This is a genomic window from Citrobacter freundii complex sp. 2025EL-00176 (assembly GCF_053309355.1).
Genome location: NZ_JBRYHT010000001.1, coordinates 698,562 through 724,074, shown reverse-complemented (window position 1 = coordinate 724,074; position 25,513 = coordinate 698,562). Strand labels below are relative to the sequence as shown.

At 51.9% G+C, this 25,513-nt stretch carries 26 protein-coding genes; 8 read left to right on the top strand and 18 right to left on the bottom strand.

Translation table 11 applies throughout. The annotated features are described in order from the left end of the window. Window positions 1–68: 68 nt before the first annotated feature. Together ACVXHP_RS03565 and ACVXHP_RS03560 are read right to left on the bottom strand one after the other, a co-directional pair. On the bottom strand, window positions 69–542 hold the full coding sequence (locus tag ACVXHP_RS03565) for an ester cyclase (protein ID WP_447570861.1): 474 nt from the start codon (window positions 540–542) through the stop codon (window positions 69–71). A gap of 11 nt (window positions 543–553) precedes the next feature. Continuing rightward, window positions 554–1,981: a gamma-aminobutyraldehyde dehydrogenase gene (locus tag ACVXHP_RS03560; RefSeq protein ID WP_447570860.1), complete on the bottom strand. Its 1,428-nt coding sequence runs from the start codon at window positions 1,979–1,981 to the stop codon at window positions 554–556. Between the two features lie 314 nt (window positions 1,982–2,295). On the opposite strand from ACVXHP_RS03560, the gene ACVXHP_RS03555 reads away from it, so the two are divergent. Both ACVXHP_RS03555 and ACVXHP_RS03550 read left to right on the top strand, forming a co-directional pair. Continuing rightward, a complete protein-coding gene (locus ACVXHP_RS03555; protein WP_262797219.1) occupies window positions 2,296–3,021 on the top strand; it encodes a FadR/GntR family transcriptional regulator in 726 nt (241 codons plus the stop codon). 24 nt (window positions 3,022–3,045) lie between these two features. Next, window positions 3,046–3,744: a cache domain-containing protein gene (locus tag ACVXHP_RS03550; RefSeq protein ID WP_447570859.1), complete on the top strand. Its 699-nt coding sequence runs from the start codon at window positions 3,046–3,048 to the stop codon at window positions 3,742–3,744. 20 nt (window positions 3,745–3,764) lie between these two features. On the opposite strand, the gene ACVXHP_RS03545 is transcribed toward ACVXHP_RS03550, so the two are convergent. From ACVXHP_RS03545 to ACVXHP_RS03520, 6 genes are all read right to left on the bottom strand, one after another. After that, on the bottom strand, window positions 3,765–5,246 hold the full coding sequence (locus tag ACVXHP_RS03545) for an APC family permease (protein ID WP_447570858.1): 1,482 nt from the start codon (window positions 5,244–5,246) through the stop codon (window positions 3,765–3,767). Window positions 5,247–5,528: 282 nt separating this feature from the next. Beyond that, window positions 5,529–6,455, bottom strand: a complete 927-nt coding sequence (locus ACVXHP_RS03540) for a dihydrodipicolinate synthase family protein (RefSeq protein ID WP_447570857.1) — start codon at window positions 6,453–6,455, stop codon at window positions 5,529–5,531. Continuing rightward, window positions 6,455–8,167 carry a dihydroxy-acid dehydratase gene (gene ilvD / locus ACVXHP_RS03535; protein ID WP_447570856.1) on the bottom strand — a complete coding sequence of 571 codons (1,713 nt, stop codon included), beginning with the start codon at window positions 8,165–8,167 and terminating at the stop codon, window positions 6,455–6,457. The genes ACVXHP_RS03540 and ilvD overlap by 1 nt, the downstream gene beginning before the upstream one ends. Next, the gene (locus ACVXHP_RS03530) at window positions 8,164–9,534 is read right to left on the bottom strand and encodes an MFS transporter (RefSeq protein ID WP_200006589.1); all 1,371 of its coding nucleotides are present in this window, start codon (window positions 9,532–9,534) and stop codon (window positions 8,164–8,166) included. Before ACVXHP_RS03530 ends, ilvD begins: the two co-directional genes overlap by 4 nt. 19 nt (window positions 9,535–9,553) lie before the next feature. Beyond that, window positions 9,554–10,213, bottom strand: coding sequence for a 2-dehydro-3-deoxy-6-phosphogalactonate aldolase (locus ACVXHP_RS03525; RefSeq protein ID WP_316129445.1), 660 nt, complete (start codon window positions 10,211–10,213; stop codon window positions 9,554–9,556). Continuing rightward, complete coding sequence (locus tag ACVXHP_RS03520; protein ID WP_447570855.1) at window positions 10,200–11,105, bottom strand: 2-dehydro-3-deoxygalactonokinase; 906 nt, start codon at window positions 11,103–11,105, stop codon at window positions 10,200–10,202. Before ACVXHP_RS03520 ends, ACVXHP_RS03525 begins: the two co-directional genes overlap by 14 nt. 192 nt (window positions 11,106–11,297) lie before the next feature. Here ACVXHP_RS03520 and ACVXHP_RS03515 point away from each other — a divergent pair, with 192 nt between their 5' ends. Then, window positions 11,298–12,029 carry a FadR/GntR family transcriptional regulator gene (locus tag ACVXHP_RS03515; protein ID WP_200006592.1) on the top strand — a complete coding sequence of 244 codons (732 nt, stop codon included), beginning with the start codon at window positions 11,298–11,300 and terminating at the stop codon, window positions 12,027–12,029. A 93-nt stretch (window positions 12,030–12,122) separates the two neighbouring features. After that, entirely contained in the window at window positions 12,123–12,263 is a 141-nt protein-coding gene (locus ACVXHP_RS03510; RefSeq protein ID WP_003832695.1) for a hypothetical protein, read from the top strand. Between the two features lie 52 nt (window positions 12,264–12,315). Here the strand turns inward: ACVXHP_RS03510 and ACVXHP_RS03505 are convergent, their stop codons facing one another. Further along, window positions 12,316–13,209 carry a LysR family transcriptional regulator gene (locus ACVXHP_RS03505; protein ID WP_200006593.1) on the bottom strand — a complete coding sequence of 298 codons (894 nt, stop codon included), beginning with the start codon at window positions 13,207–13,209 and terminating at the stop codon, window positions 12,316–12,318. A 210-nt stretch (window positions 13,210–13,419) separates the two neighbouring features. On the opposite strand from ACVXHP_RS03505, the gene ACVXHP_RS03500 reads away from it, so the two are divergent. The 4 genes from ACVXHP_RS03500 to ACVXHP_RS03485 are packed head-to-tail and all read left to right on the top strand — an operon-like array spanning window position 13,420 to window position 16,525. Beyond that, entirely contained in the window at window positions 13,420–14,253 is an 834-nt protein-coding gene (locus ACVXHP_RS03500) for an ABC transporter substrate-binding protein (RefSeq protein WP_200006594.1), read from the top strand. Between the two features lies 1 nt (window position 14,254). Next, complete coding sequence (locus ACVXHP_RS03495) at window positions 14,255–15,070, top strand: amino acid ABC transporter ATP-binding protein (protein WP_447570854.1); 816 nt, start codon at window positions 14,255–14,257, stop codon at window positions 15,068–15,070. A gap of 2 nt (window positions 15,071–15,072) precedes the next feature. Continuing rightward, complete coding sequence (locus tag ACVXHP_RS03490) at window positions 15,073–15,858, top strand: amino acid ABC transporter permease (RefSeq protein WP_447570853.1); 786 nt, start codon at window positions 15,073–15,075, stop codon at window positions 15,856–15,858. After that, the gene (locus tag ACVXHP_RS03485) at window positions 15,848–16,525 is read left to right on the top strand and encodes an amino acid ABC transporter permease (protein WP_200006597.1); all 678 of its coding nucleotides are present in this window, start codon (window positions 15,848–15,850) and stop codon (window positions 16,523–16,525) included. The genes ACVXHP_RS03490 and ACVXHP_RS03485 overlap by 11 nt, the downstream gene beginning before the upstream one ends. A gap of 9 nt (window positions 16,526–16,534) precedes the next feature. Here ACVXHP_RS03485 and ydhT read toward each other — a convergent pair whose 3' ends face one another. The 9 genes from ydhT to ttrS form a co-directional block, all read right to left on the bottom strand. Next, entirely contained in the window at window positions 16,535–17,347 is an 813-nt protein-coding gene (ydhT, locus tag ACVXHP_RS03480; protein WP_447570852.1) for a protein YdhT, read from the bottom strand. Between the two features lie 3 nt (window positions 17,348–17,350). Beyond that, window positions 17,351–18,136: a thiosulfate reductase cytochrome B subunit gene (gene phsC / locus ACVXHP_RS03475; RefSeq protein WP_137349831.1), complete on the bottom strand. Its 786-nt coding sequence runs from the start codon at window positions 18,134–18,136 to the stop codon at window positions 17,351–17,353. Beyond that, window positions 18,133–18,801 (bottom strand): 4Fe-4S dicluster domain-containing protein, encoded by a 669-nt coding sequence (locus tag ACVXHP_RS03470; RefSeq protein ID WP_042308731.1) that lies wholly within the window; start codon window positions 18,799–18,801, stop codon window positions 18,133–18,135. The genes phsC and ACVXHP_RS03470 overlap by 4 nt, the downstream gene beginning before the upstream one ends. A 64-nt stretch (window positions 18,802–18,865) precedes the next feature. Next, window positions 18,866–19,531, bottom strand: a complete 666-nt coding sequence (locus ACVXHP_RS03465; RefSeq protein WP_447570851.1) for a YdhW family putative oxidoreductase system protein — start codon at window positions 19,529–19,531, stop codon at window positions 18,866–18,868. 10 nt (window positions 19,532–19,541) lie between these two features. Further along, window positions 19,542–21,644: an aldehyde ferredoxin oxidoreductase gene (locus ACVXHP_RS03460; protein ID WP_200006853.1), complete on the bottom strand. Its 2,103-nt coding sequence runs from the start codon at window positions 21,642–21,644 to the stop codon at window positions 19,542–19,544. Window positions 21,645–21,757: 113 nt separating this feature from the next. Then, the gene (locus ACVXHP_RS03455) at window positions 21,758–22,384 is read right to left on the bottom strand and encodes a ferredoxin-like protein (protein WP_447570850.1); all 627 of its coding nucleotides are present in this window, start codon (window positions 22,382–22,384) and stop codon (window positions 21,758–21,760) included. A gap of 477 nt (window positions 22,385–22,861) precedes the next feature. Beyond that, entirely contained in the window at window positions 22,862–23,071 is a 210-nt protein-coding gene (gene fumD / locus ACVXHP_RS03450) for a fumarate hydratase FumD (protein WP_003029345.1), read from the bottom strand. A 92-nt stretch (window positions 23,072–23,163) separates the two neighbouring features. After that, window positions 23,164–23,748: a tetrathionate respiration response regulator TtrR gene (gene ttrR, locus ACVXHP_RS03445; protein WP_304698248.1), complete on the bottom strand. Its 585-nt coding sequence runs from the start codon at window positions 23,746–23,748 to the stop codon at window positions 23,164–23,166. Next, window positions 23,723–25,456, bottom strand: coding sequence for a tetrathionate respiration histidine kinase TtrS (gene ttrS, locus ACVXHP_RS03440; RefSeq protein WP_447571144.1), 1,734 nt, complete (start codon window positions 25,454–25,456; stop codon window positions 23,723–23,725). The genes ttrR and ttrS overlap by 26 nt, the downstream gene beginning before the upstream one ends. Window positions 25,457–25,513: the final 57 nt, after the last annotated feature.

The following is a 25,513-nucleotide window of genomic DNA, read 5'->3' as shown; positions in this document are numbered from 1 at the left end:
TTGCTACACTGCCCTTAACACGACACAAATAAGAGGCGTCCCCTTCTCAGCAAAAAGGGGATCGCCATCTATTTCACTGGCTTTAATTCTTCATCCAGTTTCTTAGAATCATAATAATCACCCTGCCAGGTGATTTTTCCTGCTTTAACATGAATATAGCTGACACCTTCAAATTTTATCAGATTATTTGTCGGTGGGCTCCCAGCCCATTCACCACTATTTTTGCCTGAAAATTGCCAACGAAAAGCCACGGTATCCTCGTCATAAACGGGTTTACTGATCATTTTCCAGGTCAGATCCGGGACCGCCTTAATAAAGGCCCCAATAACCTCTTTTTCTGCTTTTCCCCTGCCGCTAATCGGTTCTCCCGCGGCAGCATCATAATAGACTGCATCATCTGCAAGATATTGCGCCGCTCGCGAAGCATCATGCGCATTCCACGCCGCCATATACTCTTTCACGGTACTCAGCGAGGGACTTTCTGCCAGGCTATAGCCCGAGAGCATCACCAATGAAAGCACCGCTACTTTTAATGTTTTCATCACCACCCTCGTTATTCAGAAATGTCGCACATGATATGTTTCACTCGCGTGTATTCCTCGAGTGAATAAGATGAGAGATCTTTGCCATAACCTGATTTTTTGAAGCCGCCGTGCGGCATTTCGGCGCACAGGGGAATATGGCTGTTAATCCATACCGTGCCAAAATCAAGATCAATGCTGAAGCGCTGCGCACGGCTGTGATTGCTGGTCCAGACGCTCGCCGCCAGCCCATATTCCACGTCATTGGCCTTGAGTAATGCGTCTTCATCGCCCGAAAATGACTGAATAGTCATCACTGGACCAAAGACTTCGTGCTGGATAGCTTCATCGCGCTGTTGCAGACCAGAGACGATCGTCGGCTCAAAATAGAAGCCAGGGCCAGATCCGGCGCGCCCGCCGGTTTCAATTTTTGCATGTGCCGGTAAACGCTCAATAAAGCCTTTCACTTGCTCCAGTTGATTCCGGCTATTCAATGCGCCATACAGCGCATCCTGATCTTCTGGCGGCCCAAATTTGATACTCTTTGTTTTTTGTACCAGTTTTTCCAGAAATTCAGCGTAGATGGACTGTTCGACCAGAATACGCGTGGCCGCGGTGCAGTCCTGCCCGGCATTGAAAAAGCCAGCCGTGACAATCGCGGCAATCGCCTTGTCCATATCCGCATCGGCAAAGACCACTGCGGGCGCCTTCCCGCCCAACTCCAGATGCGCCCGGGTCAGGTTCGCCGCTGCCGAGGCCGCAACCTGTAGACCTGCACGGACCGAACCGGTAATCGAAACCAGTGAGGCCTGCGGATTTGAAACCACCAGAGAACCGGTACTGGCTTTGCCTAAAACCACGTTAAACGCCCCTCTCGGAAACAAGGGTGCCGCCAGTTCCGCCAACAGCAGCGTACTGACCGGCGTGGTATCGCTTGGCTTTAACACTACCGTGTTACCTGCCGCCAGTGCTGGCGCAATCTTCCATACCGCCATCATAAACGGGTAATTCCACGGCGTAACTTGCCCGACAATGCCCAGCGGTTCCCGGCGAATAGTCGAGGTAAATCCAGCGGAATATTCGCCTGCTGCCTTGCCTTCAAGACAACGCGCAGCCCCGGCAAAAAAACGGATGGCGTCGCAGGATGCCGCGATCTCTTCCTTTTCAATAAAATGGCGAAGCTGACCGGTCTCCTGGCTCTGGGCATTTACCAGTCGCTCCACGTTGCGTTCTATTTCGTCCGCCAGGCGCAATAACGCTATTTGTCGCTGGGCCGGTGTCGATTTTCTCCATATGCTAAACGCCGCTTCAGCTGCAGAGTAAGCCTGCTCCACCTCTGCCGCGCTGGCATTAGGAGATAATGCGTACGTTTCACCGTCGACCGGACTCACCAGTTCGAAGGTATCTTCGCTGCTGCCTGCTACATATTGCCCATTAATAAAATGCTTCAGGGTTTTCATGTCTGTCTCCTGCCTGCTAATACATAAAGAATCTTATGTAATATATATATTGTAAAAACTTTTCAAATACGCAACATTGACACTATGATAAGCCTCGCATTTTTAACTTATTTTTTACATTATTCAGGATAAGGCTTGTCACTGTCAGCTGACGCGGCGCGCGCGGCTCCAGAGGTTATCGGGACACACATCCGTCTGTGCGGCAGCTTTTGCGCATGGGCATGTAAAATAACGCGGCCATTCTTACCTTCCTTGCCCAGCAGGCATGTGTTAGAAAGGGTCGTTGTTTCAGGGAATTGAGTGCAGAAAAGATTATGATTACTCACGCGGTCATATTTGCGCCTATCGGGCAGGTCAGTCGTTCAGACCAGATAGTGCAACGCCTTTCAAACGCCATTATCACGGGATTGTTGGAGCCGAAAGAACAGCTTCCCAACGAAACTGATTTGGCAAAGATGATGGGTGTCTCACATATCACTATCAGAGAAGCGCTAAACACGCTTCGGGCTAATAATCTTATCCATACTGTTCGTGGTCGTAATGGTGGCAGTTTTGTTTGCGAAAATATCGATGGCAAAAATAGCCCCCTGCATCCGTTCAAAGCGATCAGTACCGATTACCTTTCGGATCTGGGGGAAATGCATTGCGCCATCATCAGCCATAGCGCAAGACTTGCCTCCAGACGAATGACCGGCGCGGATATCGCCAAATTTCGCGAGTTTGTTGAGGTGCTCAGAAAGGCAAAATCACCTGAGCTGATGACCCAGGCCGATATGCGTTGCCTGCTGGCGATAGCCGCCAGCTCACATTCGGCGCGGCTGGCAAACCAGGAGCTTCAGGTGCAGGCTGAGTGGGCATCGCTGGTGGCGATCCTCTATCGCACGGACAGCATTCATGCCGAAATTATTGCGCTTTATTCAGCGCTGGCCGATGCGCTGGCAGCCCACGACGAGGCGGAATCAGTACAGCTTGCCACGCGGATCATCGACACCTTTACCTACTACCTTATTGAAAAAAAGCTGAAATATAACTCGAACTGACAATCAGTGAAGGCAGGACAGACCATGAGCTCTTCGACATCTTTAAGCGCATTAATCCGTAAAATTGATGATATTACCGTCTCTACCGTAGATTCTACCGTGGCGCTGGCGAGGAGCATCCATGAGGCGATTGCCGGGATACAGAAAGCTTCAGCCGAGGTTGTCCTGGATCCCTCTGTGAGATCCACCGTTCAACAGCATATTAAGCGCACGCTCAATGACAACCATTACTGCTCTGGAGCCGGATTTGCCAGCCATATAGAGAGCACCGCCACCAGCAAAGAGTATTGGCTGCTGGAGTGGTGGTATAAGAAAGATAATGGCTTGAGCCAGGCGCACCTCGATTTGGATCAGGCCACGCAGCAACGATTGGACTTCAGAACCTTCGAGTGGTTTAAACATTCGCCACCGGCAGGTAAAGCTTATATCCACGGCCCGTACGTCGATTATATCTGCAATATCTCCTATACCCTGACTTCGGCAGTGCCGGTCTACTACAACGATCAGTTCCTTGGCGTCGCCGCCGTCGATCTGCTGGTCAGCCAAATCGAAGCCGAACTGCTCTCCTGCGCTCATCCTGACTATGTCATTCTGACCAACCTGGAAAACAGGATTATCTTCTCCAGTTGGCCACGCTTTCGCGTGGGTGAGTTACTGTCGCCCGCCAACAGCACCGTGGTATATCAGAGCGACTACTTTATCCTTTATCACTATCAAAACTAAGGGCCCGAAGGCCCTTAGTTTTAGTTATCCTGCCCCATATTGAGCTTATTGGCGTAAGCAATGGCGTCGTTTTCCGGCGCCGCAGAGCGGCCAAACGGTCGGGTCAGGAACATATAGATAAGCCCCGACCCAACGACAATCGCCAGTCCGAACAACACTGTCCAACGGTCAATGAAGTCGCTGCTGTCTGCCGGTTGAGCCAATAACCAGATCCCGCATAATCCATAGGCTAAGGCCAGTACGTTTACAATCACGCCCCAACCGCCAATGGTCCACTCCCCGGCCGGTTTCCAGCCCTTCAGACGCTGACGCAACGCAGCAAGCACGACCATCTGGAACGAGATATAAATACCGATTACGGCAAACGCGGTAATACGCGACAGGTTGTCTGGCTGGAAATAGACCCAAACGCAGATGATCACCGGCAGCAGGCAACTGACGACCATCGCATTATCCGGAACGCCGTTTTTCGAGATTTTGGACATCCATTCACTTCCCGGCAGCATTCTGTCGCGGGAGAACGAAAAAATAAGACGGCTTAACGCAGCCTGCAGAGACAAAATGCACGACAACATCGCCACAATCGCGACGATGATAAAGATAGTTGCGCCGGTTTCTCCCAGGGCTTCATTGAGAATGGCGGGGATCGGATCGGACGTTTTACCATTCACGATACTGACCAGATTCGGTGATGCCAGCAGATAACCCATCACGGAAATGATGGCGGAAATCGCGCCAAATACGATGCTTAAAATCATCGCGACCGGGATCTTTTTGCTCGGGTTCTGCACCTCTTCCGCTACGTTACCGCAGGCTTCAAAGCCAAAGAACATAAACAGCCCCATCAGCGCGGCAGACATAAATGCGGTGGAGTAGCTTCCGTCCTGAGCCAGCACGCCCATCGAGTCAAAGATGACGGAGAAAGGCTGCGAACGGTGAAAGATCAACAGATAAATTCCCAGCGCAATCACGCTGACAATTTCACACCAGAAGCCAATTTTGGCGACCCTGGCCAGGTTTTTGGTCCCGGACATATTAACAGCCATCATCAACAACAGTAGCAGGACAGATGTCAGCAACATGGTGGCAGGCGTTTGGCCATAGTGGAACAGCGACTCAACAAACGTCGAGGTATATTCCGCAATTGACGTAATGGTGACCACCAGCGCCCACAGGTAAATCCAGGCGGCGATCCAGGCATATTTCTTGCCCCATAATCTTCTCGCCCAGGGATACAACCCACCGGTGATCGGATACTGGGATGCGACCTCACCAAACACCAACGCCACTAAAAGCTGGCCACATGCGACGATTAAAATCCACCATACTGCGGGCGGCCCCGCCAGCGTAACGGCCAGCGCAAACAGCGAATAGACGGCCGTGAGCGGCGAAAGGTAGGTAAAACCCAACGCGAAGTTTGAAATTAAACCGATTGAGCGATTGAACTGTTCTTTGCCATCTTTTTGAAGATTATCGTTTTTCTTATCAGGTGTCTGTTCCATATATCTTTCTCTTTTGTGGAATAGTCGCAGGGTTGAACAATGAATGTATAAAAGATATTAAGTTATATGTATAGTGATTTTGTCGCATATTTGTTAAAAATGATCGCACATCACATTGCTGCCATATCAGGCGCAAGGCAGCAAAATATTACAAATAATTAACAATCTGAGTTAATGAGGAGATGTGAAATTAAAAGCTAAAAGAAGGTGTTTAGAGAAAACGTTAAGTTGCGCCGGATCTCGATTTTTAATCCGGCGCATAGCGTATCGTTAAAGCGGTTATCAAATGTTCTCTTTTCGTACGGAACAGGCCAACAAACTGAATTGTGAAATAAAACGATCGATATGTTTTACATCTTCATTCGTTAATGACCAACTAGGCTTGCGGCAGTAGTCATCATCGATGATTCCGCGTCGCTGTAATATTGTCTTTTCAACCTGAATGATATACTCACAGTGCTGCATCCAGCGCTGAATATAGGGTAATAGCGCCTCGTGTAATTGCACCGCCTGTTGATGTTCTCCTGCCAGCCAGTGACGATAAATTCGCACATAAATTTCGCTAAACGAGCAGCCGGGCATCACACCTTTGCCCCCCACCCCCAGCATCTGCAGCATATACAAACCGGCATAACCGTTGAGAACATGAGCCTCTGGTGCTCGTTCCAGAAACTCACGGGTATAGTCCACCGGCGGATTGCATTCAATCTTAAACACTGCATGCGGATAGCGTTTGGCTACTTCGGCCAGTTGTGCGGGAGAGACCGGAAATCCGGTCTCTCCCGGAGCGTACTGCACCATTACCGGAATGGTTACCGCCTCCAGAACTGCCGCGATATGCGCCTGCACGGCGGCAAGTGACGGTTGAAGGAAGAACGGTGGAAGCAGCATCAGCGCGTCAGCCCCCATACTCTGATACCGCCGCGCCCGACGTACGGCGAGGTCGGTGCTGTGATCGGTTACCGACAGCGCGCGAAAGACACCTTTATCCGCTAAGTCAGCAATAAAAATTTCCGCCAATTGCAATCGTTCACTATCGTCAAGCTTAGGAAACTCACTGGCAATCCCAAACAGCGTCAGCCCGTTAACGCCCACGCCCGAAAGATGTGCCAACAGACGACGAAAACTTGCAAAATCCACATCACCTTGTGACGTAAACGTCATAGCTACAATGGGATTAACGCCCTGGATCTTTGCAGTTGTTGCCATTACAAATCCTCCTTGTCCGCCAGCACCGCGCCTTGCGCCGCAGGTAGCGCCCAGCGTCGATACAGACGCAAGAACCCGCGCGGTACCTCTTTATGCACCAACTGACAACGTTGCTGACGTTCATCCAAAATAGCATCTGCCACATTCAACGTTAATGTCCGCTGCGGAATATCAATACTGATTGAGTCGCCCGTTTCCACCAGTGCCAGCACGCCGCCATCGCTGGCTTCTGGCGAGATATGCCCAACAAACAGGCCGCGGTTTGAACCGGAAAAACGCCCATCAGTGATCAGCGCACAGAAGTCCGAGAGGTTCATGCCTTCGAGGAATTTCATTGGCTTATACATCTCCGGCATACCCGGTCCACCCTTTGGCCCTTCATAGCGCAGAACCAATACACTACCGGGCTGAATATCGCCGGAGAGAATTGACTCTACGGCCTCATCTTCGCTGTTAAATACCACCGCAGGACCGGTAAAGACCATCAAATGGTCCGGGACCGCAGCGGGCTTCACTACGCATCCCATCGGTGACAAGTTGCCATGTAGCACAGCAACCCCCGACTCATTGCGTACCGGAATCGCCAGCGTATGGATAACGTCCGGGCGTCGGGTGGAGGGAACATCCATCAACCATTCCCCTTTTTTCTGGCCGTTGACCGTCAGGCAGTTGAGATCCAGTAAATTGGCGATCTCTTTTTCCACCGCCGCAACGCCGCCGGCCTCCCAAAAATCGATCATGTCGTATTCCGATGCCGGATAGAGCGAAGCAACCAGTGGTACCTGATGGCTCAGCGCATCAAATTCAGACAGCGGCAGATGCCCCAGTTCAGCTTCATAGTAAATGGCCTGCAAATGCAGAATGGCGTTAGTGGAACCTCCCGTCGCCAGCAGATAGGCCATCGCATTGTGGATTGATTCGCGTGTAATAATCTGCCGCGCGTTCACTCCACGTTTTACCAGATCCACCGCCGTCATCCCGGTCGCATAAGCACAATCACGGCGTTCGCGTGAAATCGCGGGCAGCATGCTACTACCTGGCAGGCTCATACCCAGTACTTCCGCAATACAGCACATCGTATTGGCAGTACCGTACATGGTGCAGGAACCATGCCCCGGTTCGGCAATATCTTCTATATGCCGGAACTCAGCTTCATCAATTTCGCCACGACGTTTCCAGCCAATCGCCTCGGTGACGATATTGCCGTCCCAGTGCTTACCTTTGTATTCCGCGGGATACATTGGCCCGCCGTTCACCAGAATGGCAGGAATATCGAGACGTGCAGCCGCCATCAGCATGGCAGGGACGATTTTGTCGCACGATCCCAGCAACACCATGCCATCGAAGCGGTGGGCGCGCATCATGACTTCGATTGAGCTAGCGATGATTTCGCGTGCCGCCAGAATATAGCGCATACCCAGATGCCCTTCGGCGATGCCGTCACAAGGGGCGATGGTGCCAAACACCATTCCCACTCCTCCCGCTTCATCAATGCCTTTTAGCACATGTGAGGTCAGTTCATTCAGATTGGCGTGCCCTGCCGTCGCATTGGTATAACTATTAACTACAGCAATTACTGGACGGCGGAGCTGCGCGTCCGTATGCCCCATCGATTTATACAGGGCGCGCTTTAATGCACCGTCATCACCACTGAGGATCGGATTGAAGTGTTCGCCACCGCAACCTGCGCATCCGCTGCCACAACTGCTCATATATGACCTCTTTTCGTTAATACATTGTTTTCTGTCGGTTTCGTTGCCTGGCGATCGCGAGGGTTAATCAATCGTGCCGGGATAAGGAAAATAAGCGGAGCGCAGAGCACCAGAAATCCCGCCAGAATATATAGCCCGCTGCTGGTGCTGCCGGTGGTGTCTTTCAACCAGCCAAGAACGGTTGGACCAAAGAACCCGGCCAGATTACCGATTGAGTTCACTAACGCGATACCTGCCGCCGCCGCCGTACCAGAAAGTAATGTCCCCGGCAGGCTGATATAGGTGGGAATCAGCGATAACGTGCCGGACATAGCAACGCAAATCCATGCCATCATCCAGAACGTTGAGCCTTCATTCAGCGCGCTGAACGTCAGGCCAATTGCGCCGACTATTGCCGGAATCGCAATATGCCAGCGACGTTCCTGTTTCAGATCTGAGTGGCGACTGTTCCACAACATGCAGGCCGCACCGAAGATATAAGGCACAGCTGCCAGTAGGCCAATGGCAAAATCATCCTGTACGCCAGAGCTTTTGATAATCGATGGAAGCCAGAAGTTAATGCCGTAATACCCGATGTTGAAGCTGAAGAAAATCAGCGCCAATAGCCAGACGAAGCGATTACGGAACATCGCGGACAAACTATGTTGCGGCATTCCCGCATTGGCAGCGACTTTATCAAGCTGGTCTTTTTGCAGATCCTGCTCGATTAATGCTTTCTCATCATTCGATAACCACTGCGCCGATTTCACGTCATTATCGAGATAACGCAGCACGACAAAGGCCAACAGGAATGAAGGAATTGCCTCTACCAGGAACAACCACTGCCAGTTATGCAGATGACCTACGCCTTCAAACATTTTCAGGATCAGCCCCGAGAGCGGGCTGCCGATAATGGTGGATAACGGCGTCACCAGAATAAACAGTCCCAGCGTGCGCGCCGAACGCCATGAAGGAAACCATAAAGTTAAATAGTAAACGATCCCCGGAAAGAAGCCGGCCTCTGCTACGCCCAGTAAAAAACGCACAACGTAAAACTGGGTTGGCGTGGTAACAAACATCGTCAATGCAGACAACACTGCCCAACTGGCCATGATGCGCGCAATCCAGAAACGGGGACCAAAGCGCTGCATTAGCAAGTTGCTCGGTACTTCAAAAATAAAGTAACCGATAAAAAAGATACCCGCGCCAATTCCGTAAACCGTATCGCTAAGATTTAGCGCATCCTGCATATGGAGTTTGGCGAAACCCACGTTCACACGATCGAGGTAGGCGAAGAAATAACACAGGATTAAAAACGGGATCAGTCGTCGGGTAACTTTACGATAAACCGCATTTTTGTTTTCAGAATCGAGGGTACGCGTATTCATCTTTCAGCCTCTTGAGTTGTTATTGGCTACGCTCTGCGATTACCTGTTGCCATGCCTGAGCATAGGCCAACGCGTTATGCCGAACCTGTTTGCTATCTGCGCCTGCACGATATAAACCACCGCCGCAGCCAAAACCTTTCGCTCCCGCCCTGCACCAGCTTTGCAACTGCTGCGATTCGGCAGTAATACCGCCTACCGGCATACAAACGACGTGAGGTGGTAATACCACGCACATAGCCCGCAGGATATCTGGGGAGATCATTTCCGCAGGATAAAACTTCAAACCGCTGGCACCTGCGTCCAGGGCCGTAAACGCTTCACTTGGCGTGACGACACCGGGCAAGCTGATAGCCCCTCGTTCTCTGCTGCGGTAAATTACCGAGGGATTCATATTAGGCGATATAATTACCTGTCCGCCCGCATCGACGACGCTATCAACCTGCTCCGCCGTCAGTACCGTACCCGCCCCGACGATAGCACGCTCGCCGACGCGTTCACGTAGCAGCGTAATAGAATCGAGCGCACGCGGAGAATTTAGCGGTACCTCAAGCCACGTAAAGCCCGCCTCCAGCAATACATCGCCAATTTCCGGCGCTTCCTCTGGCGTCAGACCGCGTAAAATCGCGATCATCGGAAGCGGCGTTTTCTGCCATAAGGAGGCAAAGTCAAAACTGTCCATTTTGTTTCTCAGTTAGCCGTTGTTGAAGGGACTGCATACCGGCAATAAAACAACGATCGCCATCGATGCAGCATGTCTGAATGCCGAATGCTTCGGCAGCCAGTTGATAGCGGCGCGTTAAGGCCGCGCTGCCCACCAGCCAAACAGGACCGGTGTTGTCAGTGGTAAACTCCAACCCGATCAATAAGCCGGAGAGGTAATCCCCTACTGATTCAGCAGATATTTCTCCCGAAAGGCGTAGCGTTCGGGCGGAGAAGAGAAGTTGGCTTAGCGCAGCGTGGCGTCGTGATACCGCGACGCCACGCAGAAATGCGTTGTCATCAACGACTGCGTCAGGAAGCGCACGTCCCAGCAAAGAATGTGTGATGAGTACATGGAAAAGTTCACCGGTCATATATGTTGAAAAATCAACAAGTTGCCCCTGATTCATTCGGACGTGTTTGCTGTGTGTACCCGGAAGGATCGCCTGGAAATTATCGATTCCCTCCAGTAAAGACAGTCCCAGTAGCTGAATCTCTTCGCCGCGCATCACATCCGGTAAATCACCACTGGGTGATTTACATAAACCAGGAACAATCCAGGCTTCACTGCCCCACGAAGTAGTTAACTTTTTGCGGTGCGCAAGCAGACTGTCGGCACTGGCTGGTAACGGACAATAGTCAACCTCATACCAGCCCTGCTGCGACCCCACCATCCCGGCCATCACAATCATCGGCGTCCTATCCGCAACCCACTCGCCAAGTAGCGTTTTTAACGTCACATCAAACCGCCCCGGCTCGACATGGAGAAGTCCGGAGTTGGCGCTGCGTTTATCCAGCACATCATTTCCAGCCAATAACCAAGCGCGGAAATTCGAGGTTCCCCAGTCGATTGCGATCCATTCCCCTTTCATCTTGTAACCTCAATAATCAAATCTTGTATGACAAGAATGTAGTGAATTTTGCATAGAGGATCTGTGAGCGCGATCGTGAAGTGGAATAAAACGTGCCACCTCTCATCTGAAGCGACAAGAAGTGACACCTTGTATGTATAACGTTGCGTTTTATGCTTACAATGGGTAACTCCCAAATTTTCAAGGCAAACTATGACCACTTCTCTGGCCACTATCTCTGAAACGATCACCCGCGATCTGGCGATGAAAATCATCCGCGGAACACTGAGTGATGGGGATATGCTCCCCGGTGAAAATGAGCTTGCCGCGCAATATTCCGCATCACGTACGTCCGTGCGAAACGCGCTGCATGTCCTGTCGGCAAAAGGTTTGCTATCCATCCAGGCTAAACGGCGCAGTACGGTCAATCCGCGCGAACTCTGGAGTTTTTTGGATACGGATGTGCTGGGCTGGATGGAAGAAGTGGGGATCTCACCCGATGTGGCGGAGCAACTGGTGGTGACGCGTCTGATGTTTGAGCCTAACGCTGCCGTACTGGCTGCCGCGAACGCGACAGCCCGCGATTTGGCCGCCATTGAAGATGCCTGGACGCTGATGTCGCGCGGACAACAGCAGGATCAGGTCGCACTCTTTGAGGAAGGGGATTTAGCCTTTCACACCGCTCTGCTAAAGTCCTGTCATAACCCATTTTTAATGTCAATTGGCAACGCCCTTTCAGCGGCCATGATGTTGTCGTTTAAACAGACACAGGAGTCATCAGTACGGGAAACAGAGCATGCTGTAGAGCAGCATCGTCTGCTACTGGAAGCCATACGGCTGCGTCAAGGTGTTACGGCGCGGGAATGTATGCGCGATATTATTCTCAGCGCGGCAAACCGTCATCTGTGGGCCACGCTGCCGGAAAAATATGCGCACCTGATTTAAGTTCGAGGCTAAGTAGCAATAATCGCTGCTGTTAAGCAACATTTTTGCAATATAATAGTGTGATGTTAAACGCTGAACCTGAGCAGGTGAATGATGGAAATTGATCTCGATAATCTGGTCTTTGATGGACTGGAAGAAGCGCAAGAGCGTAATGCTGAACGTCTGGAAGATGCAGATAAGAAAGCGCAGGAAATTATTGCTGATAATGACTGCGGCGACGCCTGCAAAATCTGATTTCCAAACCGGCGCAATGCCGGTTTTTTATCGCCTGTGAACCCTTCCCACTTCAGCTTGTATACCGTAAAGCCGCAATCAATTGGGCAAAGGCGGCGGTGTGCTGCCTGCGGCTGGGGTAGTACATATAATAGCCCTGGAAAGGTTCGCACCAGTCCTCCAGCACTTTTTCCAGCGCACCATCAGTCACCGCCTGTTCGACAGTATCTTCCGGCACAAACGCCAGTCCCATCCCGGCAATCGCTGCGCTAATTCGCGGGGGCAGATTGTTAAAAATAAGCTGCCCTTCAACCCGCACGCGCAATGCTTGTCCGCCCTTGCTAAATTCCCAGGCATACAGCCCGCCCAACGTCGGCATACGCATGTTGATGCAGTTATGGCTTTGCAGATCGTGTGGGGTAAGTGGTTTACCATGGCGGGCAAAATAATCGGGTGAACCGACCACCACCATGCGCCAGTCCGGACCAATCCTGACGGCAACCATATCTTTTGCCACCTGCTCGCCGAGACGAATACCCGCGTCATAGCGGCCAGCCACAATGTCCGTCAGGCTGTTGTCGATGGTCATTTCCACCTTCACATCAGGATAAGCCTGCAAAAATGGCGCCAGCGCGGGCCAGACGGTCGATTGCAACGCATGTTCACCCAAGGTTAGGCGAATGTTACCCGCCACCCGCTGACGGATGTCGGTTAATGCCAGCAGTTCCGTTTCAATATCATCAAAACGCGGACTGATACTGTTGATGAGCCGTTCTCCGGCTTCAGTCGGCGCAACGCTGCGCGTGGTGCGGGTTAGGAGTCGTACATCCAGCCGCTCTTCGAGTCCACGTATCGCGTGGCTTAACGCTGATTGCGAGACCCCAAGCTTTGCCGCAGCCCGCGTAAAACTCCGCTCGCGGGCGACGATAATAAGATAATAAAGGTCGTTAAAATTATCACGCAGCATGCTTGTCCCCAGCCATGAACTTTATTGACGTATGGTACAGGTCATAAGGGTAATCACGTAGCGTTTCTGAACGTTTGCAGACATCACTCCAGCTCCCTCCTTTCACTAATAACATTTTGTATATAGATAAGAATTTTTTCTTATTTTGTCTGAATCGTAAGTTATGGGAGCGTAAAAAGCGCAAACCAAAAACTACAGGGATTTCATACAATGATGGCAACGAAAATTCACAGCGCTAAAAAAACACTTCTGGCACTCAGCGTGCTGCTGGCCTCTGGCATGAGCGTTTCGCAAGCTCAGGCCGACCAATTGGCCGATATCAAAGCCGCAGGCGTAGTAAAAGTGGCGACATTCGACGCCAATCCGCCGTTCGGTTCAGTTGATGCAAAAACGCATAAGATTGTCGGCTACGACGTCGATTTTGCCGAAGCGCTGGCAAAATCACTGGGGGTAAAACTGGAGCTGGTAGCCACCAACCCGGCCAACCGTATTCCGTTATTACAATCCGGTAAAGCCGATTTAATCGTAGCGGATATCACGATCACACCTGAGCGCGCACAGGTGATCGATTTCTCAGTGCCCTATTTTGTCACCGGCCAGCAGTTCCTTGTGCCGGCAAAATCTCCGGACAAGCTCGATGAATACAGCAAAGCGCGAATCGGCGCGGTAAAAGGGACTACCGGTGAGCAGGCGTTACATCAGCGCTTCCCGCAGTCACGCGTACTAGCCTATGACGATATCCCCCTGGCATTAACCGCATTACGCAACGGTAATGTGCAGGCCATCACCCAGGACAGTACCATTCTGGCGGGCTTATTAAGCGGTGCGCCGGATAAAGCAGATTTCAAAATTTTGCCGGACCTGCTGAGTAAAGAAGAGATCGGCGTGGGGGTAAAAAAAGGCGAACCCGCTCTGTTAAAAGCCGTCAACGATGAACTCTTGAAGCTGGAGTCTACCGGTCAGGCTGCAAAAATTTATGATGTGTGGTTCGGTCCTGAAACCAAAAACCCGCAGCCCCGCGCCTTTAAAATAGAAGCTAAGTAATATGCTCTCAGCCCTTTTTCATCGTTCCGCAGCTTCGGCTGCGGACTTTACCCAATTGGGTCAGGCAAGCGTCGAACTGCACAATGTGATTAAACAGTATGACGCTCATACCGTACTTAACGGTGTCAGCCTGGCAGTTGAACCTGGTGAAGTGGTGACCATTTTGGGTCCCTCTGGCTCTGGAAAATCCACTCTTATACGTCTTATCAACCAGCTTGAGTCGCTCAGCGGTGGCGAAATTTTCATTGATGGTAAACCGATTAGCCAGTTGCGCGGGGCGGCATTACGCCAGTTACGCAGCCGTATCGGTTTTGTATTTCAGCAATTCAATCTCTATTCGCATCTGACAGCGCTGCAAAACATTGCGCTGGCACTGGAATATGTTCACGGCTGGAATAAGGCTGAGGCGAAAGGCCGGGCACTCGAATTACTGGATCAAGTGGGACTGCTCGAGAAAGCCGATGCCTATGCTGCTCAGTTATCCGGCGGGCAGCAACAGCGCGTTGCCATTGCCCGCGCGCTGGCCTCATCGCCACAAATCATTTTGTTTGATGAACCTACCTCCGCGCTGGATCCAGAAATGATCGGCGAGGTGTTACAAGTGATGAAAAATCTGGCTCACAGCGGTATCACAATGATCGTCGTGACTCATGAAATGCACTTCGCCCGCGAGATTGCCGATCGTGTGATATTCATTGATGGCGGCGATATACTTGAAGTCGCCTCACCGGAGGATTTCTTCACCCGCCCGCAACATCCCAGAACCCAGCGTTTCCTGAAAAAAGTGCTCGACCCGTTACACCAGGAGTTACCGTAATAATGCTTCTAATGGACTGGCAGGGGGTGCTGAGCGGGCAACCTCTACAATGGATAATTTCCGGTTTTCTCACCACGCTATGGGTGACGCTGGCAGGCGTCGCGGTCGCCACTCTCTTTGCTCTCTTACTACTCGGCTTGCGCTTGACGGGCAATCGCGTTGCCACCGCGGTGGTCGGCGTGTGGGTCTCCGCTTTTCGCAATACGCCTTTACTGGTGCAACTGATGTTCTGGTATTTCGCTGCATGGAATTGGCTACCCCGTGACGTGATTACCTTTATTAATGCTGAACACCCGTGGTCTGTTCTGCCGGGTGATGTCTGGTGGTTAACGCCGGAGTTTCTCTGTTCTGCTTGGGGGCTGGGTGTTTTTACTTCAGCCTTTTTGGTCGAGGAGATTGCCTCTGGTTTGCAGGCGGTTTCTGCCGGGCAACGCGAGGCGGCCATTGCTCAGGGCTTTTCTGCCTGGGCGGCTTTTCGTCACATTCTGCTTCCTCAGGGACTGGCGAACGCCTGGCAGCCGATCGTTGGTCAATATCTCAACCTGATGAAGCTCTCCTCACTTGCCAGCGGTATTGGATTTGCAGAGTTGACCTATCAGGTACGGCAAATTGAGAGCTATAACGCGCATGCACTGGAAGCCTTTGCCGTTGGAACAGCCCTCTATCTGTTTTTCGGCATCGTGCTGGGCATGCTGCTTACGCGTCTTGGTCCGAAATCTGCGTCAGGTAAACCGTTCAGGGTAAGAACGCGTCCATTCAGTTTCAGGAGCATCCTACATGATCGCTAATATTTCGGTCATTACCGACAATCTTGACTATCTCCTGTGGGGACGTGTGGCCGAAGGCCAACCCGGCGGCGTGCTGCTCACTTTGCTGATGGCCATCGGCGCGGCATTATTGGCACTGCCCGGTGGGATAGTTCTTGCCTGCTGCGCCTGGCGTTTTCCGGGCGCGGTTCGCAAAGGACTGTTTATCTGGGCCGAGTTTATTCGCGGCATTCCGTTAATCTTTGTGATTTTCTGGATGTGGTATTTGCTCCCCATGCTGACTGGAAGCGATCTGCCCGGCGCTGTTACTGTGACGTTGGCGCTGGCATGGTTCACCGCCGCCTCGGTGATGCACTCGGTGTATGCGGGAATTAGCGCGTTACCTGGCGGGCAATATGAAGCGGCAGTGGCGCAGGGTTTTCGCCCGTACCAGGCCCTGTGGCTTATTTTATTGCCGCAAGTACTGCGCAACATAATGCCGTCACTGACCGGGATTTTTATTGGACTACTGAAGGACACGTCGCTGGCGTTTATCGTCAATGTGCCAGAACTCACGACCGTTGCCGGTCAGGTTAATAGCCGGGTGCAAATCTATCCGGCGGCCATTTTTATCTTTACCGGACTGGTCTATTACCTGCTGTGCTTTAGCCTGGAAAAAATCACCCAGCGACGGTTCGCGCTAAAATGACCTCAAGGCTCAACATTCCACGAACTGGTGGTCTTCGTTGAGCCGATATTTCACGCCAGCCCGAATATTATTTTCACCTTCAACGGCAAGCGCAAAACGCATTCTTTCGCCATCATGATAGGCCAGCGCCGCGCATCCGCCAGGACCGAGTATAATCGAATCGACAGTACCGGTACTGGCAACAACCGCGTTCTCTCCGCTGGCAATAATATGGATATTGTCTGCGCAATTGGCGATTTTCGATTCCACGCCGAAACAGGCTAGCTGGGTTAAATCACCGCTGCTGGCAATACGATTTCTGTCACCCAGTGCACTGATGCGAACACGCATGCCGGTACTGGCGATACGTGTACCGTCGCCCACGCTACTGATACGGGCTGAATTTCCCGCGACCGCAATTCGCCCGCGATCGCCCGAGCTGCCGATATGCGCGTTATAGCCTACGCTACCTATACGTACGCTGTAACCTGCACTGGCAATCTGTGCGGCATAGCCGGCGCTGGCGATTTTAACGTTGTCATCCGCACAACCAAAGCTGGCATTATCTTCCGCACTCGCCAGCGGCCTACCTGTTTCACCCACCGTTTGCACGCGGGAAATATTTCCCATCGCGCGAATATCCTGCCGGACAAAACTCTCTTCTTCCCGCCATTTTGACCAGCCATATTCCACCAGACTATTTGCCCAGTCGATATACCCTTCCCGCTGGAGCGCACGATGTACATCGGCATAACTTCCCCCGGCGGGAAAAGTACGTAGAAACCAGCGATACATTACGGGCCCAACGCGCCAGGCCCGTAAGTCATTACGCGTAATCATCATCGCTTAATGCCGGTGATAGCCATCCACCATACACTTGAAGGTTTCGCCCGGCGTGCGTCCCGTGGTGCAAAGATACAGATGCCCAAAAATGAAAAACAGACTGACTATTGCCAGCGCAAAGTGCGCCTGTAACAACCAGTAACGCACGCCGGGGAACAGATCGCCGACAACCGCCGGATAGAGCGATAACAGACCCGATATCAATAACAGCGGCAGCAAACCATACATCACGCCAACATAGGCCGCCTGCTGTAGCGGATTGAATTTCGAACGTGGCGATGCCGGGAATGGATGTGACTCTCCCTGCATAATGCCAAACAGGTAAAAACGCGTTTGTCTTTGCGCTCGTCCGATCCAACCCTGGCGCTGAATAATATAGTGATGTCCGTTGCCGCCAATCAGGTTGATCAGGACAAAACCAATCCAACAGGCGAGCAGCAAAAAGCCACAGACCTCGTGTACGGTAAGCAGGCTTTTCATCACCGACGCGCTGACGGCCGAGAAGTGATTGACGAGTCCACTCACCAGAAGAAGCAGAAACAGCAACGCATTCGACCAGTGCCACAAACGAACGGCCTTCGAGTATAAGTAGACCTTCTCACCGTGCCCTGCCGACGCTTTATGCGCGGCACGAAAGCGCAGCATGGCGTGTAGCGCCAGCACCAGCCACATTCCCACCAGCATTAATCCGGCGATGACCAACCACACAGGCCAGTAGTCAGGTGAAAACATAGGGACATATTGCGCAAGCTGAGCGTGAAACTGTTCGGCATTCTGCGACGCGTTCATACATTTTCCTTTTTAATCAAATGTTGACCGAACCGACGATACAGATGGGGTTTCCCGGCGCCTGCAAGTTGATACTCGTAATACTTGTTTTCCCGCAGCCAGGTCTGAATCTCCGGGCTATCTTCACGACCAAAAATCAGCGCGTGTTCCGGGCAGGCGTTAACACAGATCGGAGGGAAACCTTTCGCCAGACGTGATTCAGCGCAAAAGTCGCATTTATCAGCCACTTTGGTGCGCGGATTGAGATAGCGTACCTGATAAGGGCACGCGCCTATGCAGTAACTGCAGCCGATACACGAAGACGTATCTACCCGCACAATGCCGTTCTCATCTCGCCAGGAGGCGCCGGTCGGACAGACCTCAATACAGGGCGCATCGTCACAATGCTGACAGGACTGACGAAAATAGTGATACAGCGTTTCGTTGTCGTTATCCGAAACCGGAATATGCGCTATCGACAAACGGCTTCCCTGGTCAGGAACATGATTGGTTTTCCTGCATGCGCGGGCACAAATGTTACAGCCGTTACACAGAGATTCGTCGTGGATCATGACATAACGAACGCCTTTAGTGCTCCTGGGGCTTGCTAACAAACTTTGACCTGGGCCGGTAAAAAAAATCACCGTCCCCATGCCAATGACAAATTTACGTCGGGTGAAGGACATCGGGTTATCCTCTAATGCTGTGACAGTGGTCGTCCACACATTCCATGACATCAACCTGAAGAATTCAGGGGTTCTGATACTGCTCAACCTCAAACCATTCGCACAGGCCGTACGCTTTGCCATAACTCATAAAACGTTCGCTGAACAAATAAGGTTCCGCATTTGACGATTCCACAGTGCGTATATCTGCGTAATCCGGGTGCGTTTCCATTGCCGAGATCGCCGCTGCAACCTGCTGAGCTCCAAAGCTATAAGGCGGTTGTGTCAACATGGCGACCTTGTAGGGCCGTGGATACGTTTGACAGTCGAAGCGCACCGCCTCGGCTATCGCGCGACAGATATCGTTTTCCACCACCTGCACACACATGCTGGCGTAGTTTGCCGTCATGGTCTGCGTTGAAAAGAAATATGCCTCTTCAGCGCCGTGCACACAGGTAATATCCGCCCCATTCGCGCCCTGACACAGGGTATCCAGCAGCACGGTAAGGTCAGTCTCAGGAACCGAATACGGTGGCTGCAGGAAAACACTGCGTGCCACCAATTGGCCCGAGGCCGAATGCTGGCGGATAAACTCCGCCACTATCGACTCCGGGCTGGCTGGTTCCTGCACCTGCGGCGCGTTCACCTGTTCGGCAGGCGGCTGTAGCGCCTGCAGCCAGTGTCTCTTTTGGCTATCCACCTCGTCAGGAAACGCCTCAATGGGTGCCTGAACGTAGCTCACGTTAGTCATCTCACGTTCCTTACGCTGGCAACAGATCTTGTGCCGCCAGATCGGCAGCCACATCCTCAAGTCCGAGTCGATTCAGCGTTTCGCGCGTAGGGCAGCCCAGCTCAGGATCCCAGCCCATTTCCTGATAGAACATCGTCAGTGACAGACGCATATCCTCCCGGTCCATCTTGTCAGTCCCCTCGGTGAAGACCGGGATCTTCGGATCTTTATCAAACACCCAGGAACAGATGAGATCGTGCTCATTGCGCATATCTTTGGTTTGCATCAGTTTGACCGTATAGGCGCGATGCAGGGTAAAGATACGTTCAGCGGCCAGGTCAAGACTCGCCTGCGTGGTTTCATCGCCGGTAACCGCCTGGAAGAATTTCGCTTCCAGATCCAGATCTCCGCGATAATTACGGCTCTTGAGCGGCGAAACCGTCATCGGCCAGACCCAGTTGCATAGCGTGACCGCGTTATGCAAACAGACTTTCAGCAGCGTCCATTTGGCATATTTGATCTTCGCGGCATTGATCGGGGTGTAGTTTTTAGTTTCGTCGTAAGCATCCTGCGAACCAAACAGTTCACCCGCCACTTCGCGCTGTAGTTTCAACGGCAAACCGGAACCGATAAAGTTAATATGGGTATGCGTCATGCAGTCACGGTTAAACATACAGTTGGTGATCGCCCCCACCTGCGCTGAAGCCTCGTTAGCGTGGTGGACAGGAAAACCAAACGGCGACCACAGTTTATTTTTGGCATAACCCCAATACTCTTCACCCAAATCCCAACGTTCAGCAATGGCATATGAACCGTCCGCAAGGTGGCTGAGTTCCCCCACGCGATGCGCCAGCCGATAGTAAAAATCCTTAATAAAATTAGGATCGCCCGCTTCCAGTTGATCCCAGCGGATCTCCGCATACTCTTCCGCTGGCAGTACGCGCTTAAAAACGCCTTTCGAATAGCAATAAGTAAAATCACGGTGCAACTGCCCGTAGTTACACCAGATGCCATAATCGTCGAACAGGTTCAGACCAATCAGGTTTCCCACCACCCGCCCATCGTCTTTATCGTCGAAATCTTTCGGGCCATTGGGGAAAATGGTGGTGTGCACAAAGTTCGCCACGCAGGTGTTGCCACCGGTACTCGGTACGCCAAAATCTTTCACCCGTGGGACATTGAGCTGTGACATACAACGAATCGGGCATGAATGGCAGCCGCTCATTTTGACCGTATATTTCTCTGCGGCTGGCCCCAGATCGAACACGGATTTATAGGTACGGAAACCGACGGTATTCTGGTTGCCCGGCGGGATTTCACCCGTTTCGATTGGCCCGCCTTCTGCGGCTCCCCAGAACAGTCCCTTGCGGGCCGTCCAGCGCGAGTTTGGCGAAGAGTATTCTGCCCAGGCCTGCGGCGTGCTCGGCACAACGTGGTTGTTGTTGGCACCGATAAGCTCGGTCATCATATAGTCATTGAGCCGCTTCATCTCTTTGCGGTCGGCAATGTTGACCCCTTTGGTCCCTTCTACCGCAATAGCTTTCAGATTTTTCGAGCCCATCACCGCGCCAGTGCCAGCGCCGCCGCTGTGGTTGCGGCTGTTGATCATGCAGGAGAGCGGTACCAGATTTTCCCCCGCCTGGCCAATCGCGGCGACGCAAGTCTCAGGGCTGGTAATGCGGCAAATCTCTTCGGTTGTGGCGCGCGTGCCCTTGCCCCACAGGAAATCGGCTTTTTCGATGCTGACCTTATCGTCTTTAATGTTGATCCAGACAGGCGATGCGGACTTACCTTCGATAATAATGGCGTCGTAACCGGCAAATTTCATCTGTGCGGCGAAGAAACCGCCCATGTGGGCATCTACGACCAGATTACCTTTGGTAAATGTTGACAAGGAGGTGATATTGACGCGGGAGCTACAGGGTGCGCCCGAGCCCGTTAATGGCCCGGTGGCAAAAACCAGTTTATTCCCTTCATCAAAAGGCATGGTGCCTGGCGGGACTTCGTCGTACATAATTTTATACCCAAAGCCCATCCCACCGACAAATTTCTTAAATTTACTGGAATCTTCATGGGTGATATTACCCGTGGTGAGATTGACCCGTAAAATATTACCTGTCCAACCATTAGCCATCATGTTTTCCTTTGCAAGAAGGTTTAATAGATATACCCGTCAGGCAGATTTTTTATTCAAAACTGCGCTATTTTTGGCAATTAATGACGCGTATCAGGCATGCCTGCCCTCTATCAAACGGTAATATCTTTCCACTCGATAATTTTTAATGCCCCAGTCGGACACGCATTGGCGCATTCCCCGCATAACACACATTTTGAGGATTTTTTCGTTTCCGTGTTGACGGTCGCCATCATCCACGGACAGGCTGTGGTACAAGCGCTACAGCCAATGCAACGTTTGTGGTCTACAGCAATACAGCCGTCTTCCTTCTTCCAGGTAATAGCGCCAATTGGGCAGACCTTCATGCATTGCGGATCTTTGCATTGGCGGCAGGTATCCGCGGTATAGTTTAAATCACCATACAGTCCGCCACCGGACCCGACGCCATCATCGCCAAAGAAGTAATTACGATGAATTTTGATGCGGGAAAAGAAGGTGCCAACGGCCCCATCGTTATAATTGGTACAGGAAATCTCGCAGCGATGGCAACCCGTGCAGCGTGCTCGCTGCGTTACCAGCACCCCTTTCGGCGTATTGATTAGCCCAACGGTACCGCTGTCAATATCTTCCTGCTTACAGCCAAAAAGTGATAACAACGCGGGCGCAATGGTCAGTCCTGCCAGACCCTTTCCGGATATACGTAGAAATTCAAGCCGCGTTAAACCACAATCTAAAAATGGACGATCAACCTGGTTCATTTATTTCGCATCCTCTTCGCAAACGCAGTAGCAGCAACACATCCAGGCTAATTTTTGCGCGCAGATCGGCCAATTCGGCCATTAATGTTGCCAACAACACGTGAATATTTGCCCTAACCTGATCGTATAAATGACGGTGGTTAAACTAAATGAATCTAATCCTTTAGGGTTAGGCACAAAGATAATGTGGTTATTCGGCGCTCGTCGTTTTGATCGTCATCAATTAAAAAACGGAAGGGAAATAATTAATGCGGATTGAGATTTATTATCATTAAGATAAGTTGAAATAATATTTCATATGCCTTGCAAATATTTGTGACTCCACTCTCATATATATTTTTATATATCAATCGATATAAAACTTAATATACAACGAGATGTATTCCTCTAATTGCGGTCCTAAATTATATATATTGATAGATTAACCTGACGAGAATAAGAGGATAGCGCAAGAGACTACCCTCCTCTTTTGATGGATTATCCGGCCAATGCTTTAATAACGGTCTCAATGGCTTGTTTTTCTAGCTCACTGCGCTTTACACGCTGGTTGGCGAGGGTGGTTCTCAGCACACCCGCAATGACGATATGCTTTGGCTCTTGTCCCAGATCGCGCATTTCCAGCACTACTTTACCGACTACTCTGCACATTTCACGGTACAACTCGTCGTCTTTAGTCTGATTTCCCATATTTGCCCGCTCGTCATTAACTCAAACCAACAGCATATATCACTCTGGCTAATTAGACAAAATTCAATGAAAATCAAACAAATGTCATAAATTTACTGGATCCGCTGCAGTCGATTAACCAGCTCAGCAAGGCTCCGCGCCTGCATTTTTTCCATCACCCGTGCGCGATGAACTTCAACCGTACGCACGGCAATATTCATGGCGTCAGCAATTTCCCGATTCATTAACCCTTTTGCTACCAGTTGCGCCAACTCTCGTTCCTTTGGGGTGAGCATCTGATAGCAGGCCACGATCTCTTGTCGCGAGAAGGCGGCGTGAGAAACCAGCAAAGCATGCTCTAACGCAGTCTGCAAAGGCCCGGCGGACACCGGCTTTTGCAAAAAATCGACCGCGCCACGCTTCATTTGCTCAACCGCCATCGGCACATCGCCATGCCCGGTGAGAAATACCACCGCCAGCGTACTTTCTCGTCGACGCATCGCTTCATGTACAGCATGCCCATCCATTACCGGCATACGCATATCCAGCAACAGTACGCCCACCTGGCGTAGGTTTGCCTCCGCGAGGAATGTTTCGCCTTGATCCCAGCAACATACCTCGTATCCGAGGCTTTCCAGTAAGAACGCACAGGCCTGGGTGACGGCAATGTCGTCATCCAGTAGGTGAATTATTGCCACTACGGCCTCCCTCCCGGTTTTGTTTAAAATGTAATGTCACTACCACGCCCGCCTTGCCATCCGGAGCCTGATGATTTTTGATCTCAATCTCTCCGTTTGCGTAGCGCACCAGTCGCTGACAAATGGCTAATCCCAGCCCCATACCTTCTTTACGGGTGGTCATAAACGGCTGAAAAGCCTGGTACAACTGTGCCTCATCAATACCGCCGGCGTTATCCTGCACCTGAATACGCACACCACTCTCCTCAGGCTGGGCGCTAAACCATACCGTGGTTGCCCCGGCCTGGGCCGCATTGAGCACCAGATTGGCCAGCACCTGCTCAAGCAGAACGCTTGGCAGAGTCAGCGTTAACGTCTTATTTAGCTGAGGTTGCAGCGCTACCGCCGGGAATTGCTGAGGCATGCGCAATAATTGCCAGACGTGATGAATAGCATCATTCACGTTGACGGCTTGCCAGTCATCGGTCATCACCGGATTACCCTGCGCCTGGCTGACCCACTGGCGCAGATTGTGCAATGTGTCAGCCCCCCGCTGCGCCTGAGCATCAATGTGCTCCAGTGCGGGCAACAGCGGATGCTGCTTATCCTGACCGCGCAGACGGATCAAACAGCCTTGCGCATAATGGCGGATAGCCGACAGCGGCTGATTGAGTTCGTGGGCAAACCCGGAAGTCATCTCACCAAGCACGCTCATTTGGCGAGCGGTTTCCAGCGCCTGTTCTTGTTTGCGCAGCAGAATGCTGTTCCGCTCCAGTAGCCTGCCGCGACGGCGAACCAGTAGCATCACCCAGATATAATTGAGCGTAAGCAGCAGCAACACGACGGTCACAGCCCCCATAGCCAGTCGATGCTGGATAAACCAACTTTTGACGTCCAGCCACAGCTGGCGCTGCTGCGGATGCTGGCGGACATCGCGCAGCAACGCTTCTACTTCACGAGTCGAGGCAGGCGCTCCCCAGCGAAACGTTGCGTTCTGCGGCGCATTGAACAGCGCCCGCGTGACGCGATCGGCCAACTCGTCGCTTACTGCAGGCAGTGCCGCAAACGACCAGTCAGGATACAGTGGCGTACTGGTTACACAGGGAATCGAGGTGGGATGGTTGAGTACAGCCCGAAAGTCCGTTTTATGAATGAGCCCTTCCTCATCCATGTTTTCCAGCAGGCACACCGGTACAATCACCGCCTGCACGGCTTTTTCGCGTAATAAATAGAGTAAGGCATCGGCGGGAAAACCGGTAAACGTCAGGCGTAAATCGCGCTCAGGTCGCAGACCGGCATCGCTGAGCGCTTTATACCCCAACAAATAGCCGCCAAAGGCCTGAGCATCAATGGCGCCAACCGTTTTCCCGATCAGTTCATGGGCGGAAGCGATCCCACTATCGCGCCTGACGAGAATCGCGCTGCCAATCACGTTACTGGCGGCTTTGCCTCCTCGGGTAGAACGTAACGACGCCAGCCAGCGTAACGCAGAGCGGTTGTTTAGCTGTACAAACTGCGCCGGATTGGTGACCACAAATTGTACCGTGCCTCGATTTACCGCCTCCTGCATCTGCCCCAGATCCAGCGGTTGTATATGAAAATGCTCATCGGGAATTTGCTGATTCAACAGGGTTTCCAGCGGCTGCCAGTGATTGCGTGTGGAGATCTCCCCACGCATTGCCAACACGCCAATGTTCCATGTCTGCGCCGCGACCGTGCCGCTTAGCATCCACAGCGACGCCAGCACCGTCAGACATCTTACTACGTTGCGTCCCAATCAATTATC

Excerpts from the sequence above, each read along its gene's own strand:
- ACVXHP_RS03565 (WP_447570861.1), bottom strand. The coding sequence starts at position 542 with ATGAAAACATTAAAAGTAGCGGTGCTTTCATTGGTGATGCTCTCGGGC.
- ACVXHP_RS03560 (WP_447570860.1), bottom strand. The coding sequence starts at position 1,981 with ATGAAAACCCTGAAGCATTTTATTAATGGGCAATATGTAGCAGGCAGC.
- ACVXHP_RS03555 (WP_262797219.1), top strand. The coding sequence starts at position 2,296 with ATGATTACTCACGCGGTCATATTTGCGCCTATCGGGCAGGTCAGTCGT.
- ACVXHP_RS03550 (WP_447570859.1), top strand. The coding sequence starts at position 3,046 with ATGAGCTCTTCGACATCTTTAAGCGCATTAATCCGTAAAATTGATGAT.
- ACVXHP_RS03545 (WP_447570858.1), bottom strand. The coding sequence starts at position 5,246 with ATGGAACAGACACCTGATAAGAAAAACGATAATCTTCAAAAAGATGGC.
- ACVXHP_RS03540 (WP_447570857.1), bottom strand. The coding sequence starts at position 6,455 with ATGGCAACAACTGCAAAGATCCAGGGCGTTAATCCCATTGTAGCTATG.
- ilvD (WP_447570856.1), bottom strand. The coding sequence starts at position 8,167 with ATGAGCAGTTGTGGCAGCGGATGCGCAGGTTGCGGTGGCGAACACTTC.
- ACVXHP_RS03530 (WP_200006589.1), bottom strand. The coding sequence starts at position 9,534 with ATGAATACGCGTACCCTCGATTCTGAAAACAAAAATGCGGTTTATCGT.
- ACVXHP_RS03525 (WP_316129445.1), bottom strand. The coding sequence starts at position 10,213 with ATGGACAGTTTTGACTTTGCCTCCTTATGGCAGAAAACGCCGCTTCCG.
- ACVXHP_RS03520 (WP_447570855.1), bottom strand. The coding sequence starts at position 11,105 with ATGAAAGGGGAATGGATCGCAATCGACTGGGGAACCTCGAATTTCCGC.
- ACVXHP_RS03515 (WP_200006592.1), top strand. The coding sequence starts at position 11,298 with ATGACCACTTCTCTGGCCACTATCTCTGAAACGATCACCCGCGATCTG.
- ACVXHP_RS03510 (WP_003832695.1), top strand. The coding sequence starts at position 12,123 with ATGGAAATTGATCTCGATAATCTGGTCTTTGATGGACTGGAAGAAGCG.
- ACVXHP_RS03505 (WP_200006593.1), bottom strand. The coding sequence starts at position 13,209 with ATGCTGCGTGATAATTTTAACGACCTTTATTATCTTATTATCGTCGCC.
- ACVXHP_RS03500 (WP_200006594.1), top strand. The coding sequence starts at position 13,420 with ATGATGGCAACGAAAATTCACAGCGCTAAAAAAACACTTCTGGCACTC.
- ACVXHP_RS03495 (WP_447570854.1), top strand. The coding sequence starts at position 14,255 with ATGCTCTCAGCCCTTTTTCATCGTTCCGCAGCTTCGGCTGCGGACTTT.
- ACVXHP_RS03490 (WP_447570853.1), top strand. The coding sequence starts at position 15,073 with ATGCTTCTAATGGACTGGCAGGGGGTGCTGAGCGGGCAACCTCTACAA.
- ACVXHP_RS03485 (WP_200006597.1), top strand. The coding sequence starts at position 15,848 with ATGATCGCTAATATTTCGGTCATTACCGACAATCTTGACTATCTCCTG.
- ydhT (WP_447570852.1), bottom strand. The coding sequence starts at position 17,347 with ATGATGATTACGCGTAATGACTTACGGGCCTGGCGCGTTGGGCCCGTA.
- phsC (WP_137349831.1), bottom strand. The coding sequence starts at position 18,136 with ATGAACGCGTCGCAGAATGCCGAACAGTTTCACGCTCAGCTTGCGCAA.
- ACVXHP_RS03470 (WP_042308731.1), bottom strand. The coding sequence starts at position 18,801 with ATGTCCTTCACCCGACGTAAATTTGTCATTGGCATGGGGACGGTGATT.
- ACVXHP_RS03465 (WP_447570851.1), bottom strand. The coding sequence starts at position 19,531 with ATGACTAACGTGAGCTACGTTCAGGCACCCATTGAGGCGTTTCCTGAC.
- ACVXHP_RS03460 (WP_200006853.1), bottom strand. The coding sequence starts at position 21,644 with ATGGCTAATGGTTGGACAGGTAATATTTTACGGGTCAATCTCACCACG.
- ACVXHP_RS03455 (WP_447570850.1), bottom strand. The coding sequence starts at position 22,384 with ATGAACCAGGTTGATCGTCCATTTTTAGATTGTGGTTTAACGCGGCTT.
- fumD (WP_003029345.1), bottom strand. The coding sequence starts at position 23,071 with ATGGGAAATCAGACTAAAGACGACGAGTTGTACCGTGAAATGTGCAGA.
- ttrS (WP_447571144.1), bottom strand. The coding sequence starts at position 25,456 with ATGCTAAGCGGCACGGTCGCGGCGCAGACATGGAACATTGGCGTGTTG.